Source organism: Pseudomonas sp. JDS08PS003 (assembly GCF_045013505.1).
In the GTDB taxonomy this organism is placed as follows: domain Bacteria; phylum Pseudomonadota; class Gammaproteobacteria; order Pseudomonadales; family Pseudomonadaceae; genus Aquipseudomonas; species Aquipseudomonas protegens_B.
This window is the reverse complement of record NZ_CP120724.1, coordinates 4,367,420-4,389,238: the sequence shown is the minus strand read 5'-3', so window position 1 is coordinate 4,389,238 and position 21,819 is coordinate 4,367,420. Positions and strand designations below refer to the sequence as shown.

The 21,819-nt window shown below is 60.1% G+C and carries 17 protein-coding genes; 16 read left to right on the top strand and 1 reads right to left on the bottom strand.

What is annotated here, in order from left to right; translation table 11 throughout:
* Nucleotides 1-8 precede the first annotated feature (8 nt).
* From P7C00_RS19525 to P7C00_RS19450, 16 genes are all read left to right on the top strand, one after another.
* Nucleotides 9-1,526 (top strand): sigma 54-interacting transcriptional regulator, encoded by a 1,518-nt coding sequence (locus P7C00_RS19525; protein ID WP_404940045.1) that lies wholly within the window; start codon nt 9-11, stop codon nt 1,524-1,526.
* Nucleotides 1,527-1,618: 92 nt separating this feature from the next.
* Nucleotides 1,619-1,759 (top strand): hypothetical protein, encoded by a 141-nt coding sequence (locus tag P7C00_RS19520; protein WP_053152375.1) that lies wholly within the window; start codon nt 1,619-1,621, stop codon nt 1,757-1,759.
* A 17-nt stretch (nt 1,760-1,776) separates the two neighbouring features.
* On the top strand, nt 1,777-2,973 hold the full coding sequence (gene tagH / locus P7C00_RS19515) for a type VI secretion system-associated FHA domain protein TagH (protein WP_404937146.1): 1,197 nt from the start codon (nt 1,777-1,779) through the stop codon (nt 2,971-2,973).
* A gap of 5 nt (nt 2,974-2,978) precedes the next feature.
* Nucleotides 2,979-3,485 carry a type VI secretion system lipoprotein TssJ gene (gene tssJ / locus P7C00_RS19510; RefSeq protein ID WP_346636249.1) on the top strand — a complete coding sequence of 169 codons (507 nt, stop codon included), beginning with the start codon at nt 2,979-2,981 and terminating at the stop codon, nt 3,483-3,485.
* Nucleotides 3,482-4,813, top strand: coding sequence for a type VI secretion system baseplate subunit TssK (tssK, locus tag P7C00_RS19505; RefSeq protein ID WP_404937145.1), 1,332 nt, complete (start codon nt 3,482-3,484; stop codon nt 4,811-4,813). Before tssJ ends, tssK begins: the two co-directional genes overlap by 4 nt.
* 5 nt (nt 4,814-4,818) lie before the next feature.
* On the top strand, nt 4,819-5,688 hold the full coding sequence (gene icmH / locus P7C00_RS19500) for a type IVB secretion system protein IcmH/DotU (RefSeq protein WP_265577188.1): 870 nt from the start codon (nt 4,819-4,821) through the stop codon (nt 5,686-5,688).
* Between the two features lie 14 nt (nt 5,689-5,702).
* Complete coding sequence (tssM, locus tag P7C00_RS19495; protein ID WP_404937144.1) at nt 5,703-9,239, top strand: type VI secretion system membrane subunit TssM; 3,537 nt, start codon at nt 5,703-5,705, stop codon at nt 9,237-9,239.
* Nucleotides 9,239-9,967: a PP2C family serine/threonine-protein phosphatase gene (locus tag P7C00_RS19490; RefSeq protein WP_210671710.1), complete on the top strand. Its 729-nt coding sequence runs from the start codon at nt 9,239-9,241 to the stop codon at nt 9,965-9,967. The genes tssM and P7C00_RS19490 overlap by 1 nt, the downstream gene beginning before the upstream one ends.
* Nucleotides 9,964-11,025 (top strand): serine/threonine-protein kinase, encoded by a 1,062-nt coding sequence (locus tag P7C00_RS19485; protein ID WP_404937143.1) that lies wholly within the window; start codon nt 9,964-9,966, stop codon nt 11,023-11,025. The genes P7C00_RS19490 and P7C00_RS19485 overlap by 4 nt, the downstream gene beginning before the upstream one ends.
* A 76-nt stretch (nt 11,026-11,101) precedes the next feature.
* The gene (locus P7C00_RS19480) at nt 11,102-14,149 is read left to right on the top strand and encodes a type VI secretion system Vgr family protein (RefSeq protein WP_404937142.1); all 3,048 of its coding nucleotides are present in this window, start codon (nt 11,102-11,104) and stop codon (nt 14,147-14,149) included.
* A gap of 3 nt (nt 14,150-14,152) precedes the next feature.
* Nucleotides 14,153-14,647 (top strand): hypothetical protein, encoded by a 495-nt coding sequence (locus P7C00_RS19475; protein WP_404937141.1) that lies wholly within the window; start codon nt 14,153-14,155, stop codon nt 14,645-14,647.
* 171 nt (nt 14,648-14,818) lie between these two features.
* Nucleotides 14,819-15,319 (top strand): hypothetical protein, encoded by a 501-nt coding sequence (locus P7C00_RS19470; RefSeq protein WP_404937140.1) that lies wholly within the window; start codon nt 14,819-14,821, stop codon nt 15,317-15,319.
* Nucleotides 15,316-17,481, top strand: a complete 2,166-nt coding sequence (locus tag P7C00_RS19465) for a DUF3274 domain-containing protein (RefSeq protein WP_404937139.1) — start codon at nt 15,316-15,318, stop codon at nt 17,479-17,481. Before P7C00_RS19470 ends, P7C00_RS19465 begins: the two co-directional genes overlap by 4 nt.
* Nucleotides 17,481-19,076 (top strand): DUF2875 family protein, encoded by a 1,596-nt coding sequence (locus tag P7C00_RS19460; protein ID WP_404937138.1) that lies wholly within the window; start codon nt 17,481-17,483, stop codon nt 19,074-19,076. Before P7C00_RS19465 ends, P7C00_RS19460 begins: the two co-directional genes overlap by 1 nt.
* Before the next feature lie 55 nt (nt 19,077-19,131).
* Nucleotides 19,132-20,712: a DUF2875 family protein gene (locus P7C00_RS19455; protein WP_404937137.1), complete on the top strand. Its 1,581-nt coding sequence runs from the start codon at nt 19,132-19,134 to the stop codon at nt 20,710-20,712.
* 18 nt (nt 20,713-20,730) lie between these two features.
* Nucleotides 20,731-20,991, top strand: coding sequence for a PAAR domain-containing protein (locus P7C00_RS19450; RefSeq protein WP_346636450.1), 261 nt, complete (start codon nt 20,731-20,733; stop codon nt 20,989-20,991).
* 73 nt (nt 20,992-21,064) lie between these two features.
* Here P7C00_RS19450 and P7C00_RS19445 read toward each other — a convergent pair whose 3' ends face one another.
* Nucleotides 21,065-21,814, bottom strand: coding sequence for a hypothetical protein (locus P7C00_RS19445; protein ID WP_404937136.1), 750 nt, complete (start codon nt 21,812-21,814; stop codon nt 21,065-21,067).
* Between the last annotated feature and the right edge of the window lie 5 nt (nt 21,815-21,819).

Sequence of the window (21,819 nt, the reverse complement as noted above, 5' to 3'; positions counted from 1 at the left end):
TGGGCATCATGTTCACCCGGGTGCCGCAACCGCTGGTCTATGCAGAGGCGCTGCTGGCGCAGTTTTCCGGCCTCTCGCGGGCCTCGGAAGGCTCTGCGTTGCTTGAAGACTTTGTGCGGGGGGCAGCGCAGCTCAGTGGTTGTGAACTGAGCCAGCTGTACCTGCTCGATGCCACCCATAGCTGCCTGCAACTGCGCGCCGAATGCCTCGGCGGCCTTGTGCAACCGCGGGAAGTGATCAACCTGCCGAGCGATTACAGCGGTGAGCAGTTGCTGCAGTTCGCCCTGTGCCAGAACCGGGTGGTGAGCCTGGTGGGCCTGAACCACAGCCTCCACGACACCAGCTTCCTGCCCGTGCGCAGCATCGCGTGGCAGTCACTGTTATGCGTACCGCTGGTCAACTCGCGCAAGGCTGTCCAAGGCTTGCTGCTGTGTGCCAGCGCGGAACAGGAAGACCTGCAAGCCTTTGCCCAGTCGTTGGGCCAGCTGGGGGCGTTTGTCCTTGGGCAATGGGCGTTGCTCCAGCGTTTGCACCTCCCCGCGGGCGAGCAGGCGCCGCTCCTCCATCCCGAGGTCATCACCAGCGGCTATGGCCTGATCGGCACCAGTACGGTGATGCGCCAGACCTATCAATTGATCAGCAAGGTACTGCACAGCCCTTACACCGTGTTGCTGCGTGGCGAAACCGGCACCGGCAAGGAAGTGGTGGCGCGCGCCATTCATGATTACGGCCCGCGTCGTTCCCAGGCATTTGTGGTGCAAAACTGCGCGGCGTTCCCGGAAAACCTGCTGGAAAGTGAGTTGTTCGGTTATCGCAAGGGTGCATTCACGGGCGCTGACCGCGATCGCCCCGGGCTGTTTGATGCGGCCAATGGCGGCACGCTGTTGCTGGACGAAATCGGTGACATGCCGCTGTCCCTGCAAGCCAAGTTGCTCCGGGTGCTGCAGGACGGCGAGATCCGCCCGCTGGGCTCCAACGACACGCATACCATCGACGTGCGCATCATCGCCGCCACCCACCGCGATCTGGCGGCGCTGGTTGGCGAAGGCAAGTTCCGTGAGGACCTGTATTACCGTCTGGCTCAGTTCCCGATCGAGTTACCGGCATTGCGCCAGCGTGAGGATGACATCCTCGACCTGGCCCGGCATTTCGCCGACAAGGCCTGTGCCTTCCTGCAACGGGACCCGGTGAGCTGGTCGCCGGCGGCCCTCAATCATCTGTCCGGTTACGCCTTTCCAGGCAACGTGCGCGAGCTCAAGGGGCTGGTGGAGCGTGCGGTGCTGCTCTGTGAAGGCGGTGAGCTCATGGTCGAGCATTTCTCCCTGAACATCGAGGTCATGCCTGAAGCGGTGGGCCTGAACCTGCGCGAGCAACTGGAGAACGTCGAGCGCCACCTGTTGCTCGATTGCCTGCGCAAGAACGACGGCAATCAGACCCTGGCGGCCCGGGAATTGGGATTGCCCCGTCGCACGCTGCTGTACCGCCTGGGGCGCCTGAATATCAATCTTGGCGACTTTGAGGCCTAGCGAGACATGGAGCCTTGGCTGGTTTTTCGTACTTCTCGGCGTGCCTGCAAGGGAAGGCGTTTTGTGCACTGTCTACCTATGGAGACCTTCTGATGTCTGTTCGTCACTGGCAAGCCGTCCTTTTGAGCCTTTTTGTTCTGGTTGGCCTCGGCGCCTGCAGCGGCAATTACAAATTCAACGACGACACCTATCGCCCGCTGGGTGATCCGCAGGCGGTCAATCGCGGCAAGTGAGCGCAAGGAGCATCACCATGGAACTGGTTTTTGAAATGCTGAATGCCAAGCAATTCGTGCCGGCGGACTTGAGCAGCAAAACCTTCAGGCGGGCCGGTGGTGTCATCGGCCGGGGAGAGGATTGCGAGTGGAAGATTCCGGATAGCAACCGTCATCTGTCCAACCATCATGCGCTGGTCAGTTATCGTGATGGCCAGTTTTTCCTCACCGATACCAGCAGCAACGGTATCCAGGACCGTGGCAGTGGCGCGCGTCTGCGCAAGGGCGAAGCCCAGCGTATCGAGCAGGGCAGTGTCTACGTGCTGGGGGATTTCGAGATCCGTGCGCGCCTGGTGCAAGCCCCGGAAGCCTTCGCCGTTGAAGCCGGTCGTCCACAGGCGGCCGGCAGCATCATTCCGGATAACGCATTCTTTGATCTTGACCCGCTTACTGCATTGGACCAGCAGGAGCACAGTGGGGCAGAGCTTGACGAGCTGAGCGCGCTCGAGGTGCCGCACCAGGAACCTGGGCAGCGAGCCGATTATGGCCGCATCGATAGGGAGTGCTTGTTGGTGCCGGAACTGGTGGCGCCCCCCGAGCCGCTGGCGCTCCCCGAGCCCATGGCGCCGGCGTGTCAGAGTGACGCTTTCTGGGCGCGTTTCGGTGCGGTCCTGGGGGTGGATCTGCAGGCGCTCGATAACGATCAGCGTGAAGCCTTGGCGGTCAATGTCGCGGGCCTGTTCAAGCAAAGCATTGGCGGCTTGCAGCAGAGCCTGCGCACCCGCAGCGAACTGAAAAACGAGTTGCGCCTGGCCCTCACCACGGCCCAGGGCAACAGTCAGAACCCGCTCAAGTTCGCCGTGGATTGCGAAGCGGTGCTGGGCATCCTGCTGCTGGATCACAAGCCAGGGCAACTGTCCGCCGAGCAGGCGATCTCCCGTGCCTTTCGCGACCTGCAGGCGCATCAGGTGGCGTTGCTCAGCGCCAGCCGCGCCGCAGTGCGTAGCACCCTCGAACACTTTTCGCCGCAACAGCTGACCCTGCGTTTCGAGCGCGATGGCCAGCAACCGTTGCTGGTGACTTCCGGTAGCCGTTGGCGAGCGTATCGCCGCTATCACCAGGCGCTGTGCCAGGACGATGACTGGAACGAGCGCCTGTTGGCGCGGGATTTCGCTCAGGCCTATGAAGAACAGATCCGCCTGATCTCCACCCTCCACCTCGATGATCAAGGATGACCTGCATGTCTCGCCGTACCCACCCATTACTCAAGGCCCTGACGGTGCTCATGGCCCTGGCGCTGTTGACTGGCTGCGCATCGATGTCGCCGTATTCGACCCTGACCAAGTTGAACTTGAAGCTGAGCGCCAGCGATCGGCTCAACCCCGACCTCAATGGGCGCCCGTCGCCGATCGTGGTGCGATTGATGGAGCTCAAGCATCCGGTCGCATTCGAGAACGCCGATTTTTTCAGTCTCTACGAGCGTGCCAGGGAATCCCTGGCGCCGGATCTTGTGGCCAGTGAAGAGCTGGAGTTGCGCCCGGGCGAAAGCCTCGATGTCAAGTTGCGCGTCGAAGACGGGAGCCGTTTCGTCGGCGTGCTTGCGGCCTATCGCGATTTGCCGGAAAGCCAGTGGCGCTATGTGGTGCAGCTCACCCCGCAGGAGGTGACCGAGGTCGGCCTGATCCTCGACCAGTCCGGCATCCGCAACAGCAACGATGTGCTCACCCACGCGGATGACAACTCATGAACGTGCATAAAATCATTTGGCAGGAAGGCATGTTGCTGCGGCCTCAACATTTCCAGCACAACGATCGTTACTACGATTACCAGATGAAAACCCGTACCCAGTTGCTGAGTAGTTACAGTTGGGGATTTCTGGCGCTGGAGATCGATCTGCAGTTTCTCAACATGGGCAAGCTGGTGATCAGCCGAGCCTCCGGTATCTTGCCGGATGGCAGCCTGTTCGAGCTGGGGGACGATACCGAGCCGCTGGCCCTGGATGTGCCGCCCAATACGGCGAGTACCCCGGTTTACCTGGCCTTGCCGCTGGTCACGGGCAACCACATCGAGTCACGGCGCCCGGAGCAGTCCGACGTGCTGGCGCGCTACACCACCTACGAGGCACAAATCGCCGATTCCAACGCCGGTGATGATTCCAGCAGCCAGCTCAGTTGTGCCCGTCCGGACTTCCGTCTGCTACTGGGCGAGCAGCAGAGCGAGCAAGCCTATGTGAAGTTGAAAATCTGCGAAGTGATGGATGCCACCGCCGATGGCGTGATCAGCCTCGATCCGGATTTTGTGCCGACCTTCCTGCACACCCATGCCAGCGCCTATCTGCTCTCGTGCCTGAAAGAAATCATCAGCATGCTCAGCCATCGGGGGGACACCATCGCCGAGCGGATTCGCTCCAACGGCAAGGTTGGTGGCGCCGAGGTGGGCGACTTCATGATGCTGCAGTTGATCAACCGTACCGAACTGCTGTTGCGGCATTACCTGGATCTTGAGCATGTCCATCCGGAGGAGCTCTATCGTTCGCTGCTGGTGATGCTCGGGGAACTGGCGACTTTCGCCAGTGACAGCAAACGCCCACGGCTGGACAGCCGCTATCAGCACAGCGACCAGGGGGCGAGCTTTCGCAAATTGATGGACGCCATTCGCCAGGTGCTGTCGATGGTGCTCGAGCAGCATGCCATCGAGCTGGTGCTGCAAGCCCGCCAATACGGCGTGCTGGTGTCGCCGCTGCATGACCACAAGCTGCTGGAGTCGGCCTCGTTCGTGCTCGCGGCCAGTGCCAACTGCGACTCCGAAGAATTGCGTCATCGCTTGCCGGCGCACCTCAAGGTCGGGCCGGTGGAAAGCATTCGGCAACTGGTCAACCTGCACCTGCCGGGGATCAAGGTCCGGCCCTTGCCGGTGGCTCCGCGACAGATCGCATTCCACTCCAACAAGACCTATTTCATCCTCGACCTCAGTCCCGAGGACTTGGCGCAACTGGAACGTTCGGGAGGTTTCGCCTTCCACGTCTCCGGTGAGTTCGCCGAGCTTGAACTGAAATTCTGGGCCATCAGGAACTGACCGACATGATCAAGGATCTGGAACACCCTCAGGACGATAAAACCGTTTTGCTTGACCGTCATGGGCATGGTCCGGCACGCAACCCGCTGACCGACTTCGCCGAACCACCGCGTTTCGAGCAACTTGAGGAACGGATGATCTATGCCGCGCGCCTGGGCCCTGCGCAATCCTTCAGCGTCAGCCTCAACCCGCTGGTGGCGGCGGCGTCCGAGTTGCTGTCGGAAGTGGTTCGCCTCAAGCACAGCAAGTCTGCCGAAGACTTGCGTGCGCTCAATACGCGCCTGAGTGCCGGCCTCAAGCAGTTCGATGCGCGGGCCCAGCAGGACGGTGCGCAGAGCAGCCAGGTGATGGCCGCACGTTATGTGCTGTGTACGGTGGTCGACGAAGCGGTGGTGAGCACCTCCTGGGGCAATGAAAGCGAATGGTCGCAAATGAGTCTGCTCAGCAGCTTTCACAACGAAACCTTCGGTGGCGAAAAGTTCTTCCAACTGCTGGATCGACTGTCGAAGAACCCGGTCAAGCATTTGCCGATGCTGGAACTGATGTACCTGTGCCTGGCGTTGGGTTTCGAGGGCAAGTACCGGGTCATTCCCCGCGGCGTGCTCGAACTCGAGGGTATCCGCGACGCGTTGTACCGGCAGATCCGCCAGCTGCGTGGCGATGTGCCTCGTGAACTGTCGCCACATTGGGAAGGGCTCCGCGATCAGCGTCGCAGCCTGGTACGCATCGTACCGGGGTGGATGGTCGCGCTGTTCACCGTGGTGTGTCTGCTGGTGATGTACTCAGGATTCGCCTGGGTGCTTGGCCAGCAGCGCGAAAGTCTGTTGCAGACGTATCAGCCGCTTGACCCGGTGGTGGTCCAGCCCCAGCAGTAAGACAGGGACGTGTGATGAATAACTTCTTCAAGAAAACCGGCGCCTTCCTGCGCCAGACCTGGGTCTGGACGTTGCTGTTGGTGCTGAGTGTGGCATTGCTGGTGTGGTTCGTCGGGCCGCTACTGGCGGTCAACGACTATAAGTTCTGGGCCAGCGCAACCTCGCGCCTGCTAACCATTAGCGCGCTGTTTCTGATGTGGGGCCTGACGATGGTCTTTGTCAGTTGGCGCTCCGGCGTTCGCAAGAAAGCCGTCGAGGACAGCGAGGCCGGACAAGAGCGCATGCAGCGTGACGAGTTGATCGACCAGGAGCACAAAGAGCTCTTTGAGCGCTTCAAGGAGGCGCTGCGCACCCTCAAGACCTCAAGCCTGTACCGCGGTCGCAGCGAGCGTTGGCGCAGTGATCTGCCCTGGTACCTGTTGCTCGGTCCACAAGGCAGCGGCAAGACCAGCCTGCTGGACTTTTCGGGCCTGGAATTTCCACTCAACAAAATGGGCCGCAAGCTGACCCGCGACACCAGCGGCACACGTCACTGCGACTGGTACTTCGCCGAACATGGCGTACTGATCGACACAGCCGGCCGCTACCTGAGCCAAGGCGCTGCCGACGTCGACGCCAGTGCCTGGAACACCTTGCTGGGTCTGTTGCGCAAGCGTCGTCGCGGCCGCCCGCTCAATGGCGTGCTGGTGACCGTTCCGGTGGAGGCACTGTTGAGCGTCGACGAGCAGGAGCTGGACACCCTGGCGCATCAGGTACGCGTGCGCCTGCAGGATATTCATCAGAAGTTGCACGTCGATGTTCCGGTCTATCTGGTGCTCAGCAAGGCCGACCAACTGTCGGGGTTCGACGAGTTCTTTGACCAGATGAGCCGCGAGGAAAGCGATCAGGTACTCGGCGCCAGTTTTAGCAAGGAACAAAGCGGCACCGATGTGGCGGTACTTCGCCAGGAGTTCGAGGAGTTGCTGCGGCGCTTGAACAGCCAGGTGATCATGCGCATGCACCAGGAGCGAGACACCCAGCGTCGCGGGCGCATTCTCGACTTCCCGCACCAACTGGGACAGATCGGTGAGCGCCTGTGCCTGTTCGTCGACATGGCATTCACCGGCAACCGCTATCAGCGCCCCAGTCAACTGCGGGGCTTCTACCTGACCAGTGCGCCGCACCTGGTTGAAGAGCTCGATCAAGACACGGCCAGTATCGGTGCAACCCTGGGCATGTCGGCCGCCGTCCTGCCGACCCTGCGCAGCGGTCGCTCGCGCTTTATTCACCACCTGTTGAGCCGGGTGATTTTTCCCGAGGCCGACCTGGCCGGCCTGGACCAGCGGGAGCGCCGACGCATTCACTGGGGCCAGCGTGCCCTGTACGTGGGCGCCCTGGCGGCCTTGGCGGTGTTTGGCATGCTGTGGGCGGGGAGCTTTTCGGCCAACCACGGGCGCCTGGAGCAACTGCGTTCACTGGCACAGACCTGGAGTGAGCAACGCGCGGCCCTGAGTGCGCGGGATGACGCGCAGGCCCTGCTCAAACCCCTCGACACCCGCTTTGCGGCCACCCAGGTCTTTGCGCCTCAGGGTGAGGTGCCGCTGCATGAGCGTGTCGGACTGTATCAAGGCGAGGCCAGCCGTCCGGTGCTCGTGCGTGCCTATGAGCGTGAGTTGCAGGAGCAACTGCTGCCCAGGGTTGCGCAGATGCTCGAAGGGCAGGTTCGCGCCAACATGCGCGATCGCGAACGCCTGCTCAACAGCTTGCGCGCCTATCTGATGCTGAACCTGCAGGACCGTCGTGATCCCTCCTTGCTCAAGGACTGGGTGGCGCGAGAATGGTCGAGCCGCTACGCCGGCAACAGCGCCTTGCAGAACGGTCTGAATGGGCACTTCGAACGCCTGCTTGAATTGCCGTTCAGTTATCCGCTCAACGACGCACTGGTGAGCCAGGCCCGCCAGGTGTTGCGCAGTGAGTCGTTGGCCAATGTGGTCTACCGAGTGTTGCGCGAACAGGCTCGCAGCTTGCCGCAATACCGTCTGAGCCAGCACCTGGGGCCACAAGGCAGTCTGTTTGTCGGCACTGACTATGTGATCCCCGGTTTTTATACCCAGCAGGGTTATCAGCAGTACTTTTCGATCCAGGGCACAGCGCTGGTCACCGATATCCTGCGTGACAACTGGGTGCTGGGCGAAGGCTCGGGAATCAGTGGCATGGATCTGCGTCGGCTGATGGTCGAGCTGGAGCAACTGTACTTTCGCGACTATGCCAACCACTGGAGTGAAGCCCTGGGCCGGGTCAGCCTGCCGCCGTTCCACGAAGCCGGTGATGGGGCCGAACAACTGGCCGGTCTGACCGCGGCCAACTCGCCGCTCTTGCAATTGCTGGTGGAGATACGGGAGAACACCCGCTTCCAGAGCATGGTCGAGGCTGCCGACGAGGTGGCGGTGCAGGCAGGCAAGGCGGAGCAGGGGGATGTACAGCCGGATGTGCCGGGCAAGGGACTGGTCGCCGCAGCGGGGAAGGCCCGGCAGGCCCTCGCCAAGAGCCTGCCGGATACGGCAAAGAAGGCGCTGCAACGTCGCTTCGAACCCCTGCACCGGTTGCTGGATGACAACAACGGCCCGGCGGCGGACCTGACCCCGGCGTTGCTGGCACTCAACGACCTGCAGCTGCAGTTGTCCAGCCTGGCGCGGTCCAGCCAGCCTGATCAGGCCGCGTTTGAAATGGCCAAGGCGCGCATGAGCGGCCAGCGCGATGCCCTGAGCAGCCTGCGCAATGCCTCGGTGCGCCTGCCGCGTCCGGTGAGCCTGTGGTTCAACACGCTGGCCGAGGACGCCTGGCGCCTGGTGCTCAACGATTCGTACCAGTACCTCAACCAGCGATACCAGAGCGAGCTGTACAGCTTCTACGGTAAGGCGATCAGCAAGCGCTATCCGTTCAACGCTCACAGCACCAGCGATGTGGCCGTCAACGATTTTCGCGAGTTCTTCAAGGCTCAGGGCATCGCCGACCGCTTCTTCGACACCTACATACGACCCTTCGTCAGTGGTGATCCGGGTAGCTACCGCCTGCGCAACATCGACGGCCAAAGCCTGCCAATCAACAAGGCCTACCTTGAGCAGATGGTCGCCGCGCAAGTGATTCGCCAGGGATTCTTCGCAGAGAACCCGGTCGAGCCCCAGGTGCAGTTCAGGCTAGAGCCCTACACCCTCGATCCGGCCGTGAGTCGCGCCGAGTTCCGTTTTGGCAACCGGCAACTGGAATACCGGCACGGCCCCATTGTGCCGATGTCCTTCAAGTGGCCTAGCGATGCTGAAGAGGGCCGTGCCAGCCTGGTCTTGGATAAGATGGTCGGTCGGCCGATCGGTATCGAGAAGAACACCGGGCCCTGGTCGTTGTTCCGCCTGCTGGACCTGATGCAGACCGAGTACCTGACCGGTCGCGATGTGCTGGTGCTCAAGGCCGAGCTGGGTGGCTTGCGTGCCAACTATCTGCTGCTGAGCCAGCGCACGCCGAATCCGTTCGACATGGGCGTGCTGCGGTCCTTCCGTATGCCGGCGCAGCTCTGATGTCGGTTGCCAGTACTTGGCGCAGCGCCGCGCGCACCGATCCGGGTAAGGTGCGGCGGCGCAATGAGGATGCCTTTCTCGATTGCCCGGAGCAGGGGCTCTGGGTGGTCGCCGATGGCATGGGCGGCCACCAGTGCGGTGATGTTGCCAGCCAGCTGATTGTCGCCAGTCTGGCGGAGCTGTCGCTGCATGACAGTTTCGATGGACGGCTCAATGAGTTGCGCCAATGCCTGCACTGGCTCAACCGGCGCCTTGGCCAGGAGTTGACGGTCAGTGCGGGGCGGCATGACAGCATTGTTGGCAGTACCGTGGTGGCGCTGCTGCTGCAAGGCAACCGCGCGGCCTGTATCTGGGCCGGTGACAGCCGCTGTTATCTATGGCGTGGGCAGTGCCTGTATCAACTGTCCAAGGATCACTCGCTGATGCAGCAACTGGTGGACGAACAGCGGATGAGTCCGGAGCAGGCCAGTGCCCATCCCGATGCCAATGCCCTGACTCGCGCGGTGGGCGCCAGCGAGCGGTTGGCCCTGGATGTGCTGGAGTTCGAGGTCTATGCGGGCGATGTTTTCCTGCTGTGCAGCGATGGTCTTTATCAAGGACTGACCGGGGATGCCTTGGGCCGGGCCCTGAGCCTGGCGTCGCCCCGGGTTGCCCTGGAGCGCCTGTTTGAAGGGGCATTGCGCGGCGCAGCCAGAGACAACCTGACGGCCGTGGTGATCCGCCAATGACGGATATGAAGCCCGATATGCAGCGCATCCTGGCCAGCGAGGCTGAGGCCGGCAACCAGACCTACTTTGCCTTCGTCAAACCCCAACCCGCTGCGCCTGCCGTGGCGCGCCCCAGAGGCAAGGGTCGACACCGGGGCAGAAAGCGTCGCAAAGCCAAACCTGCGGAGTCGGCGCCGCTAGGCACGCTGCCGGTATTGCTGGCGGGTCGCTATCGTCTTGAGCGGCTGCTCGGTGCTGGAGGCATGGGCACGGTTTATCGCGCGCGTGACCTGCTGCACGAACAGTTTGGCGACCCCGATCCCTACATCGCACTCAAGGTGTTGAGCGAGGAGTTTTCCGAGTCGCCGGATGCGGGCCTGGTGCTTTATAGCGAGTTCGCTCTGACGCGACGATTGCGCCACCCGAACATCGTGCGTTTGCACAGCTTTGAAGTGGATGCCCAATGCCAGTGTGCGTTCATCACCATGGAGCTGATGCGCGGGCTGACGCTGGACAAGCTGCTCTGCGAGCACCCGACGGGCCTGCCGTGGACAGCCTTGCAGGAGGTAGTCGTGCCGCTGCTCGATGCCCTGGCCTACAGCCACGGACGCGGCGTGCTGCATGGGGATCTGAAGCCGAGCAACGTGATGCTCGGCGAAGAGGGCGTGCGCCTGTTCGACTTCGGCCTGGGTCAGGCCGCAGCAGGTGTCTTGCCCGGCCTGCCTCACTTGAACCGCAGTCGCTTCAATGCCTGGACGCTGGGCTACGCTGCCCCGGAATTGCTGGAGGGCGGTGTTCTGTCGGCCGCTGCCGATCTGTACGCCGTCGCTTGCGTGATCTTTGAACTGGCCTGTGGCAAGCATCCCTTCCGCGGCTTGCCGTCGACCCGGGCGCGTGATGAGCGACTGGAGCGCACGCTGCAGGCGCCAAAGCATCTTCCCGGGCATTGCTGGCCCGCCCTGCGATCGGCGCTGGCCTTCAATGTGGAGGAACGCCGCGGCGGCCTTCAGGCCCTGCGTGAGGCGATGGGTACGCAACCGTCCTGGATGTCGCGCTGGATGTCGCGCTGCAGAAGATAGTCCGTGAGCGGGGAGGGTTCCGGTCTTTTTCGTCGGGCTCGGAAGGCCAATGGTTCTCTAAGTGGAGATGTGTGTCATGCGTCAAAAGGATTTGAAGTTCACTTTTTCTGTGCTGACCGCGCAGGTGGCGTTCGAGGTGGTCGAGTTCACCCTGGAAGAAGCCTTGTCCGAGCCTTTTCGCCTGACGCTCGAGCTGGCCAGCGACAACGGTGCTATCGACTTCGGCCAGATCCTCGACCAGCCGGCCTTGCTGACGATCTGGCAAGGCGGCCTGCAGGTGCGGCATGTCCATGGATTGGTCAGCAGCTTCACCCAGGGTAAAAGCGGTTTTCGCCGCACCCGTTACCGTCTGCTGGTGGAGCCGCAACTGGCCCGGCTGGCCCTGAGTTCCGACTGGCGCATTTTTCAGCAGAAAACGGTGCCCGATATCCTCAAGTCGGTGCTGGACGAGCACGGCGTTCTTGACTACCAACCCTACATCCACACCGAACATGCGCCGCGTGAATACTGCGTCCAGGCCGGAGACACCGACCTCTACCTGTTTGACCGCCTGTCCACCGAGGAAGGCCTGTTCTATTTTTTCAAACACGATGCCAACGCCCACACCCTGGTCCAGGGTGACAAGTTGTACGTCCAGGAGCGCATCCAGGGGGCTGCGGTGCTGTACAGCACTCAGCCGGCCGGGGATGCCCCGCAACCGGTGCTGTACGCGTTCAGCTACACGGAAAACGTGCGTAGCGCCGAGCAGACGCAGCGTGACTACAGCTTCAAGCGCCCGGCCTTCGACCAGCAGCAGCGACTGCTCGGCGATAACCTTGAGCATCAGGCTCAGCGCTATGAGCGCTACGATTACCCAGGCCGCTACAAGAGCAGCGCCGTCGGCCAACCCTTCACTCAGAACCGCCTGCTGGGCCATCGTCGCGATGCCCGTGTCGCGACGGTGGAAGGGGATGATCCGCGGCTGATTCCGGGGTTCTCCTTCCAACTGACCGGGCACCCCCGGGGCGACTTCAACCGCTGGTGGCGCTCGGTGCGTATCACCCACACAGGGATACAGCACGCCAGCCAGCAAGAAGAGGCTGCTGGCGCCGAGATGGGGGTGAGTTACGACTTCCGCGCCCAGATCATTGCCGAGGACTGCGAATGGCGGCCGATGCCACTGCCCAAGCCGGTCATTGATGGGCCGCAGATTGCAACGGTGGTGGGCCCGGAAGGCGAGGAAATCCACACCGATGAATATGGCCGGGTAAAAATTCAGTTCCCCTGGGACCGCGAGGGCAAGCACAACGGGTTCAGTTCCTGCTGGGTCCGGGTTTCACAGAACTGGGCCGGAGCGGACTGGGGCCATATGGCGATCCCGCGTATTGGCCAGGAAGTCATAGTCGACTACCTGGATGGCGACTGTGACCAGCCGATCATCACCGGACGCACCTACCGGGCCAGCCATATGCCGCCCTACCGCCTGCCGGATCACAAGATCCTCAGCACCATCAAGAGCAAGGAGCACAAGGGCAGCCGGGCCAACGAACTGCGCATCGATGACACCACCCAGCAGATCAGTGCGGCCTTGATGAGCGACCACGGCAGCAGCGCCTTGCACCTGGGGTACCTGACCCATCCCCGTCCCGAAGGTGGCGCACCGCGTGGCGAGGGTTTTGAACTGCGCACCGACGAGCGCGGCGCCTTGCGCGCGGCCAGGGGGCTGCTGCTCAGTACCGAAGCGCAACTGCAGGCCAATGCCGGGCAGTTGCAGCGTGGCGCGGCCATCCAGGTGCTGGAAGCCGCGCTGCAACTGGCCAAGGGGCTGGGCGACTATGCGCAAGACCATCAAGGCATCGGGCATGACACCGAGCCACAGCAAACCCTCAGCGAGGCGGTGCGCGACCTGGGGCATGGCGCCAACGACGAGTCGCAGCAGAGCAACGGCGGCAACCCGGCCATTGCCCTGAGTGGCCAGGCGGGCATCGCCGCGGTGTCTCCCCAGAGCGTCACCCTGGCGGCGGGCGAGCATATCGACAGCGTCGCCCAGCAGAATCAGCAGCTCACCTCGGGTCAGAAGTTTGTAGTCAATGCCGGCACCGACCTTGGCTTGTTTGCCCAGAGCGGCGAGATGCGCCACATCAGCCACCAGGGGCCGATGTTGTTGCAGGCGCAACAGAACAGCATTCGCCTGGAAGCGGATCAGAGCGTGGAAGTCAGTGCAAGCAAGCAGCACGTCCTGGTGTCTGCCAAGGAGCACATCACCCTGATGTGCGGCGGGGCTTACCTGACGCTCAAGGGCGGCAATATCGAGCTGGGCATGCCGGGCAATTTCACGGTCAAGGCGGCTAAACACAGCCTCGTCGGCGGGGCCAGTCTTGCGGCGCAGTTGCCGAACTTCAACGTGGGCGATACCCAGCGGCGCTTCATGCTCAAGCAGATCGATGGTCAGTCAGCCATGCCCAACGTGCCCTACAAGATCACCCTGGCCAATGGTGAAATCGTCGAAGGCGTGACCGATGCACAAGGCGCGACGCAGCTGTTGCAGAAAGATGCCATGAGTATCGCCAAGGTGAGCATGCAGCGTTCGAGCACGCCATTGATTGCGGCCGCTGCAGCAGTGGGAGCGGCAGCTCTCGTGGCCAAGGCCTTCTCCGAACCGGATAGTGAAAAAGGGCGGGCCCTGACGGAGGGAGAGATCACTCTGGCGAAACGTGTGTTTGGCGAATCTATCGATTACGACAAGGTGCGCTTGCGTGATGAGGACTATGTGCCGTGGCAGGGCAAGAACTACGTAATGGCCCCCAACGGGCACATCTACTTTGGGGAGGACTTGCGAGGTGTGGCCGACTGGAGCCTGCTGCCGGCCGATGAGCGGGGCTTGTTCATTCACGAAATGACCCACGTATGGCAACACCAGCACGGCGTCAATGTGCTGTTGGTGGGCGCCTATCAGCAGGCAAAGCAGTTCCTGATAGGAGACCAGTACCAGTATCAGGTGGAGCCTGGGAAGACGCTCAAGGACTACAACATCGAGCAGCAAGGAGACATTGTGCGTGATTACTACCAAGGCCTGGAATCTGGAAACACTCAGGTACTGACAAAGCTCAAGCCTGTATTGGGCAACTTCCCGGCGGGGTATTGAACGATGAAAGGCCTGATGTTTGCTGTGTTCTGTGGGGTTTTGCTGATGCCATGGCCAACATGGGCCGTGTCCAAACGTCCTCCGGAAACGCCAGTGACGATCAATTCCGGTCGTCCAATAGCGGACCTTCGACCTCTGTTGGCGGACACCAACAACCTGGAGATCACCCATGTGTTTCTCTGCCGTCGGACCGCCAGCAGGTGTTACGAAACGCTCTGGGATATTGACCTTCCCGAGGGCTGGATTCAGCCGCAAATAGAATTGTTGGGCGACTACCCCGGTGCTTTGGTCAGAACTCAGAACCGCAAAGCGCTGCAGCCGGGGGGTAGTTACAACCTCAATATTCATTTCAAGGAGCGCGGTCGTTGGCATAAACAAACAGTTTCCAGCACCTTTTTGGAGTTTTGTCTGATAGACGAAGGGGAGGGGGTAAAAGTCCAGGAATCGGCGCTTTGCCTGGCTCGAAGAAATGCCGAAGAGCGGCAATCACTGCCCTGAATCGATGGGGTGTAGCCCGTAATCTGGATGCTTGCTGTTCATGCCTCAATGAGGATTAGCACGATCAAAGATGAGCTGCAGATGAGGGCTGCCGACGTCGGCCAAAGGGGCAACTGAGTCCTTGGCAAAAATCGAATTCACATTGAAAAAACTGCGTCAGGGTACCAAGTCATGAAGTCTGATATATCGCCTTTATTCCTGTTGATCGCCCTGATCGCAACCTCTGTCCAGGCCGTTTCCAGAATGCCGCCAGCGACCCCGGTCTTGATCAGGGATAACCAGCCTGTCGTTGATCTGCGTCCCCTGTTGGCTGAAACCAACAATCTAGAAATTACGCATGTGCTTGTCTGCCGCCTTGGTGCTCAGCGTTGCGATGAAACGATATGGGACATTGCGCTCCCCGCTGGTTGGCAGCAGCCGGATCTCACCTTGTTTGGCAACTACCCGGGAGCAACCGTAAGGGTTCTCAGACATGAGGCTTTACAACCAGGAGGCAGTTACAACCTGTTCATTCATTTCAACGAGCGGAGCCGACTGCACCAGCAGACGGTCGACAACACCGTTACCGAGTTTTGCCTGGAAGAAAAATCTGACGCCTTGCGCGTCCTGACCCGCGCAGATTGTCGGGCTCGAAGGATCGCAGCGCAACATCAAGGAGGACACGCACGATGAATGACGCCGTTCGAATGAGGACCATTTGCACCGGTGAAGCGATCACCCTGCCAGGCGGTGGCGATGTGCACCTGATCGCGCCGCCCCCCAAGCCCTGCGTGACCATCGTGGTGCACGGCGTCAACGACCTGGCCGGTTGCTACGAGCGCATCGAGCGCGGCCTGTGCGAGGGGCTCAACGAACGCCTGGACATGTCACCGACCCTGCCCAATGGCGTGAGCAATCCAGGCTTGCTGCGCCCGGCCGGCTACAGCCTGCCCGAGGACGATGATGGCAAGGCCAGCAACCCCGACGCGGTGTACTACCGGCGCAAGTTCGGCGCCTCGGCCAACGGCGCCGACAGCCGCAGCGTGGTCATTCCGTTCTATTGGGGCTTTCGTGAGGAAGAGCAGCACATCATCAAGGATGCGCCCCACGGCGAGTGGATGGATCGCAATAAAAACCGCCTGGACAAGGCCGGCACCCTGGAGGGGGGGCATTTCGTCAATGCCACCACCAACCTGCCGGACATGTGGGGCAAGGGCTTCAACGGCAAGCTGTTTGGCTTCATTTCCCTGAATCTGCTTGCCGGAGAGCTGACTCACCCATTGTTCTCCGCGCCTGGTCGCCGCTACATGGTGCTGGCGGCGATGCGCCTGGCGATGCTGATCAGGATCATCCGCAAGCGCTACCCCAACGACACAGTGAATGTGGTCGGCCACAGCCAAGGCACGCTCATCACGCTCCTGGCCCATGCATTTCTCAATGAGGACAAGGTGCGGCCGGCCGACGGCGTGGTGATGATCAACTCGCCCTACAGCCTGCGCGAACCCAACATGGAGAAGCTTCAGGGCTTTGGCGCGCAGCAGACGGCCGAGGCCCGCCTGGCGACCCTTGATGCCATCCTGAAGTTCATGACCGCAGCGCCCAATCCGTACCCGGCCTTGTCGAGTATCGCCCTCAAGAACTGCCAGGGTTATGGCGCTATTGGCGGGCCTGGCTGGAGCGGTGGCAGCGCCTGTGAAACCACGATTGACGCCAAGCGCATTGCCTTCAACGAGCGCGACAACCGAGGCAGCGTCTACCTGTACTTCACCCCACAGGACCAGACCGTTGGCCTGGCCAACGTCCAGGGGATCGGCTGGCAGGGCGTTGACGAGCACCTGTATGGCAAGCCACTGCGCCGGACTTTGCCGATGAGCTTTCACCAACGAATCTTTACCCTGCGCAAGCGCGGCGGAGAAAAGGAACTGATCGGTCTGCACACGCCGCCCTATGTCTACCCATTGCTGCTTCGAGGAGAGGACACCTGGGAAGACACCGGTCTGCCTTGCCTGCAGCGGATGTCCGTGGCCCGCGCCTCCCTTGAGCAAGGGAAGTCGGTGATGCTGACCGCACCGTTATTGCCAGTGCCCGTTGCAACCAACTTTGACGCCGATGGCACGGTGGTCATGCCGGGGGAGGACTCAAACAGCGGTGTCTATCAGGTCAAGGACAAACTGGCGCCCATCGACGCAGCCATTGCGATCAGCAATAAGGCCTGGACCCCTGAAAGCACCCGGCACACCCGGCTGGAGTCGATCGACGAAACCGTCGCCTTCAAGCACGGGCGTGATATTGGCAGCGTTCAAAAGGCCCTCAACGAAGGCAAGGAAATATCTGAAACCACCCATGTGTTTGCCGCTCGAGCGACAGACAACGGCAAGGTGCTGGTGACGCGTTCAGAGACACCCTACGAGGCACGCATGCGCCTGCAAAGTGGAGGCAAGAACAAGGAGCACGAGGAAGCGCTGTCTTTTCACTCGGCCATTCCAAACAACCCTGAACATAGCCGGCGAGTGCTGGCGTATGACGTGGCGATAGGGGCGGGTGAGAGCGTGGATGATGTGACGTTTTATGCGTATTTGTGTCGGGTGGCGGATTGGCGGTTGAACTGGAAAAAGACTGATGGAGGAATATTCGCTCAAGGTAGTGTTGACTCAGACCTTCCTGATGACGCGGTAGAGATACTTTATCTTCAAGAGGAACCTGGGAATCGTGACCTGATTGACTCCACCGTGGCGTATCGCACCGATGGCGTACTGCCAACGAGTGTGAGGGACAAAATGCCTTCCTTGGTAGCTACCCAGTCTTTAGCGCAACGCAAAGCGGGAATTCCCGTCAGTTTTGGAGATACCGTCTGATGCTCCGCATGCTTACGTACTGGTCTCTCTCCAGCCTGCTACTGACCAGTCACTTGACTCAGGCTGCCGAACCCTCACTCACATCTATCCGTTGTTTTGCCAGTCCGGCCACGCCCGTGACGGCCTATACCTCAGACAGGAAGGCTTCCACCATGACTGTTGAACCTCGTTACCGTGCACCCACTACTTCGCCGCGATTGGAAACACTGGATGTGCTCAGCATCGGTGTGAGTCTGGATGTTTTTCGTCAGGGGCAGGTTTGGCAGGCATTGCAAGAGCAGAGTACAAAACAGACGGAATCACTGCACGTAGGAAGTGTTCTGCCTACGGACCCGAAGCAGTATCCCCAGACTGCTGATGACAAGGATATGGCCTATGACAAGCGTAAGGCGGATGCTCTGGAGTTGGGGTTACGGAGCTTTTTGGAGAAGTGGTCCATTCCAACCATCACTGTAGTTCGTGGTTGGAGTCCTCAAGTACCAAATCTACGTTTTAGGCCCGAAAGAACGCAAGAAATGTTGACCAGCATGGTGAACAGTTACCGTACAGAAGCGGGTTTGCATTGGCATCGAATCCGTAATGTGCATGACGGTATTGTTTGCAATGACACGCCCGAAGGATTGGTAGAAAATCTATTCCAATTGTTTGAACTCAATCCTGATCTACCCGCGGTGCTGATTTATAACGTCGAAGGCATCAGCATGTTAGGTGCGCTATCAAGTAAGGACGTTACTCTAAGATCGCTCGGCGCCGTTGCTGGCCCACGCCAACCCGACAAGCTCACTGACGCAATGGTAGCCCTGGTCGTTGGCCGCCCCGAACGTGTCGAATGGCTGCGCTATTACGCCCCCTTCACCAAGGTCAACAAGAACAAGATCGATCCCGAATTCACCGGTTGGGGTTGGCGTAAACCTGCTGTCGAATTCCAACCTTCGGAGTTCATCCCGCAACCCTGGACCGAGCGCGCCTTTGAGCAATGGGACGCCTTGCCGGTGCTGGCCAGGATCCATCGTCCGGTCAGTGTTTCCTTGCAGCGTCCGGACAACGGCGAGCGCCTCAAACGCGAAGCCTTGACCGCACAACTGGCCGCTGGCTGGAAAAAAGCCACTGACACAGTTACACCAGCACCGGCCCGGGTGTTCTACGACGGCGGCCTGAACAGCACACCACTGGCCGAGCTGCTTCCTGCTCTGACTGCTGCCCGCAGCTCTCTGGACCTGCTCGATTCCCGCGAAGGCTACGACCTGACCCAGCGCCTGGGCGATACCGGTGCTGCTTCGCCATTCGTGGGCATCGCGCTGGCCACCATGGCCAGCTACCAGAATGCCGACACCAGTGTGGTCATGCCTCTGCGCCGTAAGGATCAAGCGACCTTCATCACCATCACCTCACCGACACCTGGGCAAAAGCCCGTTGGCAACAAATTTGGCATCAACCTGATGCCCCAAACTGCCAGCAGTGACGACGGTGCTGCTGTAGAACCTGTAACTGCCGCTCCTGCGGCATCGCGGATGTCGGTTGTGGAAGAGGACTATGCGCTGGAAGAGTTTCTGGCTGAGCTGAGGCCCAAGGACAATTGGATGGATGATCTCTAGCGCTTGCTGATCAAGCCGCGCTGAAGATCCGAGTCAAAAGGAGAGGGCTGTTCTGGTGCATCGCATACTGTTGTTTATTGGCTGCCTGTCGTTACTCAGTCACTGGGTCCAAGCCGCTGAACTGCCCCTGACTTCTGGTCGTTGCTTTGCCAGTTCAGCCACTGCCGTGACGGCCTATACCTCAGCCAGGAAGGCTACCACCATGACAGTTGAACCTCGTTACCGTGCACCCATTACTTCGCCGCGATTGGAAACACTGGATGTGCTCAGCATCGGTGTGAGTCTGGATGTGTTCAGGCAGGGACAGATTTGGAACGAGTTACAGGAAAAAAACTTAAAACAAGAGGAAGCACTACATGTAGGTAGCATTCTGCCTATGGACCCGAAAAAGTATCCGGTAATTGCCGATGACAAAGACATGGCTTATGCCAAACGAAAAGCTGATGCATTGGAGTTGGGACTGAAGGTTTTTTTGGAAAAGTGGCCGATTCCTACTATCACGGTGGTTCGCGGCTGGAGCGCTGAAACACCGAATCTGCGTTATGCGCCTGAAAGAACTAGGCGCAGTTTGTCTGTAATGGTCAATAACATGCGGATACCTGCAGGCTTGCATTGGCACCGAATTCGTAATCTTCAGGACGGTGTTATCTGCAATGACTCGCCCGAAGGTTTAGTCGAAAATATATTTCAACTCTTCGAGCTTTATCCTGATCTTCCTGCAGTACTGGTTTACGCCAATGAAGGATTCAACATGTCGTATGCGCTTTCCGCCAGAAAGGCTCCATTGATTGGTGGGCCTGGGCCACGTAAACCCGATGAACTCACCGACGCCATGGTCTCCCTGGTCATCGGCCGCCCCGAACGTGTCGAATGGCTGCGTTACTACGCACCCTTCACCAAGGTCAACAAGAACAAGATCGATCCCGAATTCACAGGTTGGGGCTGGCGTAAACCTGCTGTCGAATTCCAACCTTCGGAGTTCATCCCGCAACCCTGGACCGAGCGCGCCTTTGAACAATGGGACGCCTTGCCGGTGCTGGCCAGGATCCATCGTCCGGTCAGTGTTTCCTTGCAGCGTCCGGACAACGGCGAGCGCCTCAAACGCGAAGCCTTGACCACACAACTGGCCGCTGGCTGGAAAAAAGCCACTGATGCCGTTACGCCCACACCGGCCCGGGTGTTCTACGACGGCGGCCTGAACAGCACGCCACTGGCCGAGCTGCTTCCTGCTCTGACTGCTGCCCGCAGCTCCCTGGATCTGCTCGATTCCCGCGAAGGCTACGACCTGACCCAGCGCCTGGGCGATACCGGGGCGGCGTCGCCATTCGTGGGCATCGCGCTGGCCACCATGGCCAGCTACCAGAATGCCGACACCAGTGTGGTCATGCCTCTGCGCCGCAAGGATCAAGCGACCTTCATCACCATCACCTCACCGACACCTGGGCAAAAGCCCGTTGGCAACAAATTTGGCATCAACCTGATGCCCCAAACTGCCAGCAATGACGACGGCGCCTCGGTAAAACCTGCATCGGTTGCTCCTGCGGTATCGCGGATGTCGGTTGTGGAAGAGGACTACACGCAGGAAGCGTTTCTGGCTGAACTTCAGCCGAAGAAAAACGGAATGGATGACCTTTAAGGTCGCAAAGGAGTGGACATGGACATTATTCGACTGGGGGACAGTACCAGTCATGGCGGTACTGTCATTGAGGCATTCAGCCAAACCGACTTGAACGGTAAACCCATGGCGGGCGTTGGGCACAAGGTTGTGTGCCCGTTGTGCAAAGGGGTGTTTCCTATTTCAGAAGGCAGTGCGCTGTTGGATGTCGGTGGTGTTGCGGTGGCCCTTGACGGTATGAAAACCGCGTGTGGTGCCAGCCTGATCGCTAGCGGCCCCAAAGCAGGTGCGCAGTGTTAGTCAGGTAGCGATATTTGCTATCGCCCCTTAGCCCATCACGTTGGCGGGCAGTCCCGTTTTTTCAGTGGCAGGTTCAATCATCCGCATAGGCGCCAAGGACCTTGTGTTCGATTAGAAAGGATCTGGCACGGGGCTGTTCTTGGTTGTCCAGGTCCCACCTGATGAAGGAATGAAAGTGTGCGGATTTTCCGAAGTGTTCAGTGGCCGTCGATAACGCCATTCTTTTTTCTCGGGGCAGGGACTCGAGTCTGGAAGGGGAGAACAGGTTTACATCGAAGACGTCTCTAATGAAGTCGAGGTGTCGAGAGGTCCTGACAATGCTTGCCCAATTGCCAATCTGCTTTTTTCCGGGCCAGAGCAACGGGTGCTCTTGATCCACCAGGTGGTAGCCGCGGGCAAATCCCGTTCCGAAGGCTTGTGTTTCGCGGTAGCCGTACAGGTAGTCAAAGCGATCCAGAAATCCACAGCATGCCGATGATGCAGTGAGCAGGTCTTCAATAGAGAAGATGTTGCTGCTGGCGCTGATCGCTAAGCCACGATCCCGAGAGAACAGGGCGGCCAGTTCGCAGTTGAACACTTCTTCGCATTCATCCTTCGCAAGGACAGGTTGTGAGAAGAGTTCAACGCCTCCGTTCTCAGGATGCAGAAGGCTTTTATGGAGATTTTTCTCCGAGTATTTAACGACTTTCCCTCTGCTGTTTCCAAAGCGATCGACGTTTCTTTCCAGGTTTGCAAAGACACCTCGCAAACTTGAGCTGATCTCAATCAGATCATGGTCGGCGCCGGTAACGGCTTCTCCGGCGAGGAAGTTATAGAGTGCCATGGCGC

Bases quoted from the DNA above. Each gene is read 5' to 3' on its own strand.
- icmH (WP_265577188.1), top strand. From the start codon at position 4,819: ATGATCAAGGATCTGGAACACCCTCAGGACGATAAAACCGTTTTGCTT.
- tssM (WP_404937144.1), top strand. From the start codon at position 5,703: ATGAATAACTTCTTCAAGAAAACCGGCGCCTTCCTGCGCCAGACCTGG.
- tagH (WP_404937146.1), top strand. From the start codon at position 1,777: ATGGAACTGGTTTTTGAAATGCTGAATGCCAAGCAATTCGTGCCGGCG.
- P7C00_RS19490 (WP_210671710.1), top strand. From the start codon at position 9,239: ATGTCGGTTGCCAGTACTTGGCGCAGCGCCGCGCGCACCGATCCGGGT.
- P7C00_RS19485 (WP_404937143.1), top strand. From the start codon at position 9,964: ATGACGGATATGAAGCCCGATATGCAGCGCATCCTGGCCAGCGAGGCT.
- P7C00_RS19445 (WP_404937136.1), bottom strand. From the start codon at position 21,814: ATGGCACTCTATAACTTCCTCGCCGGAGAAGCCGTTACCGGCGCCGAC.
- P7C00_RS19470 (WP_404937140.1), top strand. From the start codon at position 14,819: ATGAAGTCTGATATATCGCCTTTATTCCTGTTGATCGCCCTGATCGCA.
- P7C00_RS19525 (WP_404940045.1), top strand. From the start codon at position 9: ATGTTCACCCGGGTGCCGCAACCGCTGGTCTATGCAGAGGCGCTGCTG.
- tssJ (WP_346636249.1), top strand. From the start codon at position 2,979: ATGTCTCGCCGTACCCACCCATTACTCAAGGCCCTGACGGTGCTCATG.
- tssK (WP_404937145.1), top strand. From the start codon at position 3,482: ATGAACGTGCATAAAATCATTTGGCAGGAAGGCATGTTGCTGCGGCCT.
- P7C00_RS19450 (WP_346636450.1), top strand. From the start codon at position 20,731: ATGGACATTATTCGACTGGGGGACAGTACCAGTCATGGCGGTACTGTC.
- P7C00_RS19465 (WP_404937139.1), top strand. From the start codon at position 15,316: ATGAATGACGCCGTTCGAATGAGGACCATTTGCACCGGTGAAGCGATC.
- P7C00_RS19480 (WP_404937142.1), top strand. From the start codon at position 11,102: ATGCGTCAAAAGGATTTGAAGTTCACTTTTTCTGTGCTGACCGCGCAG.
- P7C00_RS19475 (WP_404937141.1), top strand. From the start codon at position 14,153: ATGAAAGGCCTGATGTTTGCTGTGTTCTGTGGGGTTTTGCTGATGCCA.
- P7C00_RS19520 (WP_053152375.1), top strand. From the start codon at position 1,619: ATGTCTGTTCGTCACTGGCAAGCCGTCCTTTTGAGCCTTTTTGTTCTG.
- P7C00_RS19460 (WP_404937138.1), top strand. From the start codon at position 17,481: ATGCTCCGCATGCTTACGTACTGGTCTCTCTCCAGCCTGCTACTGACC.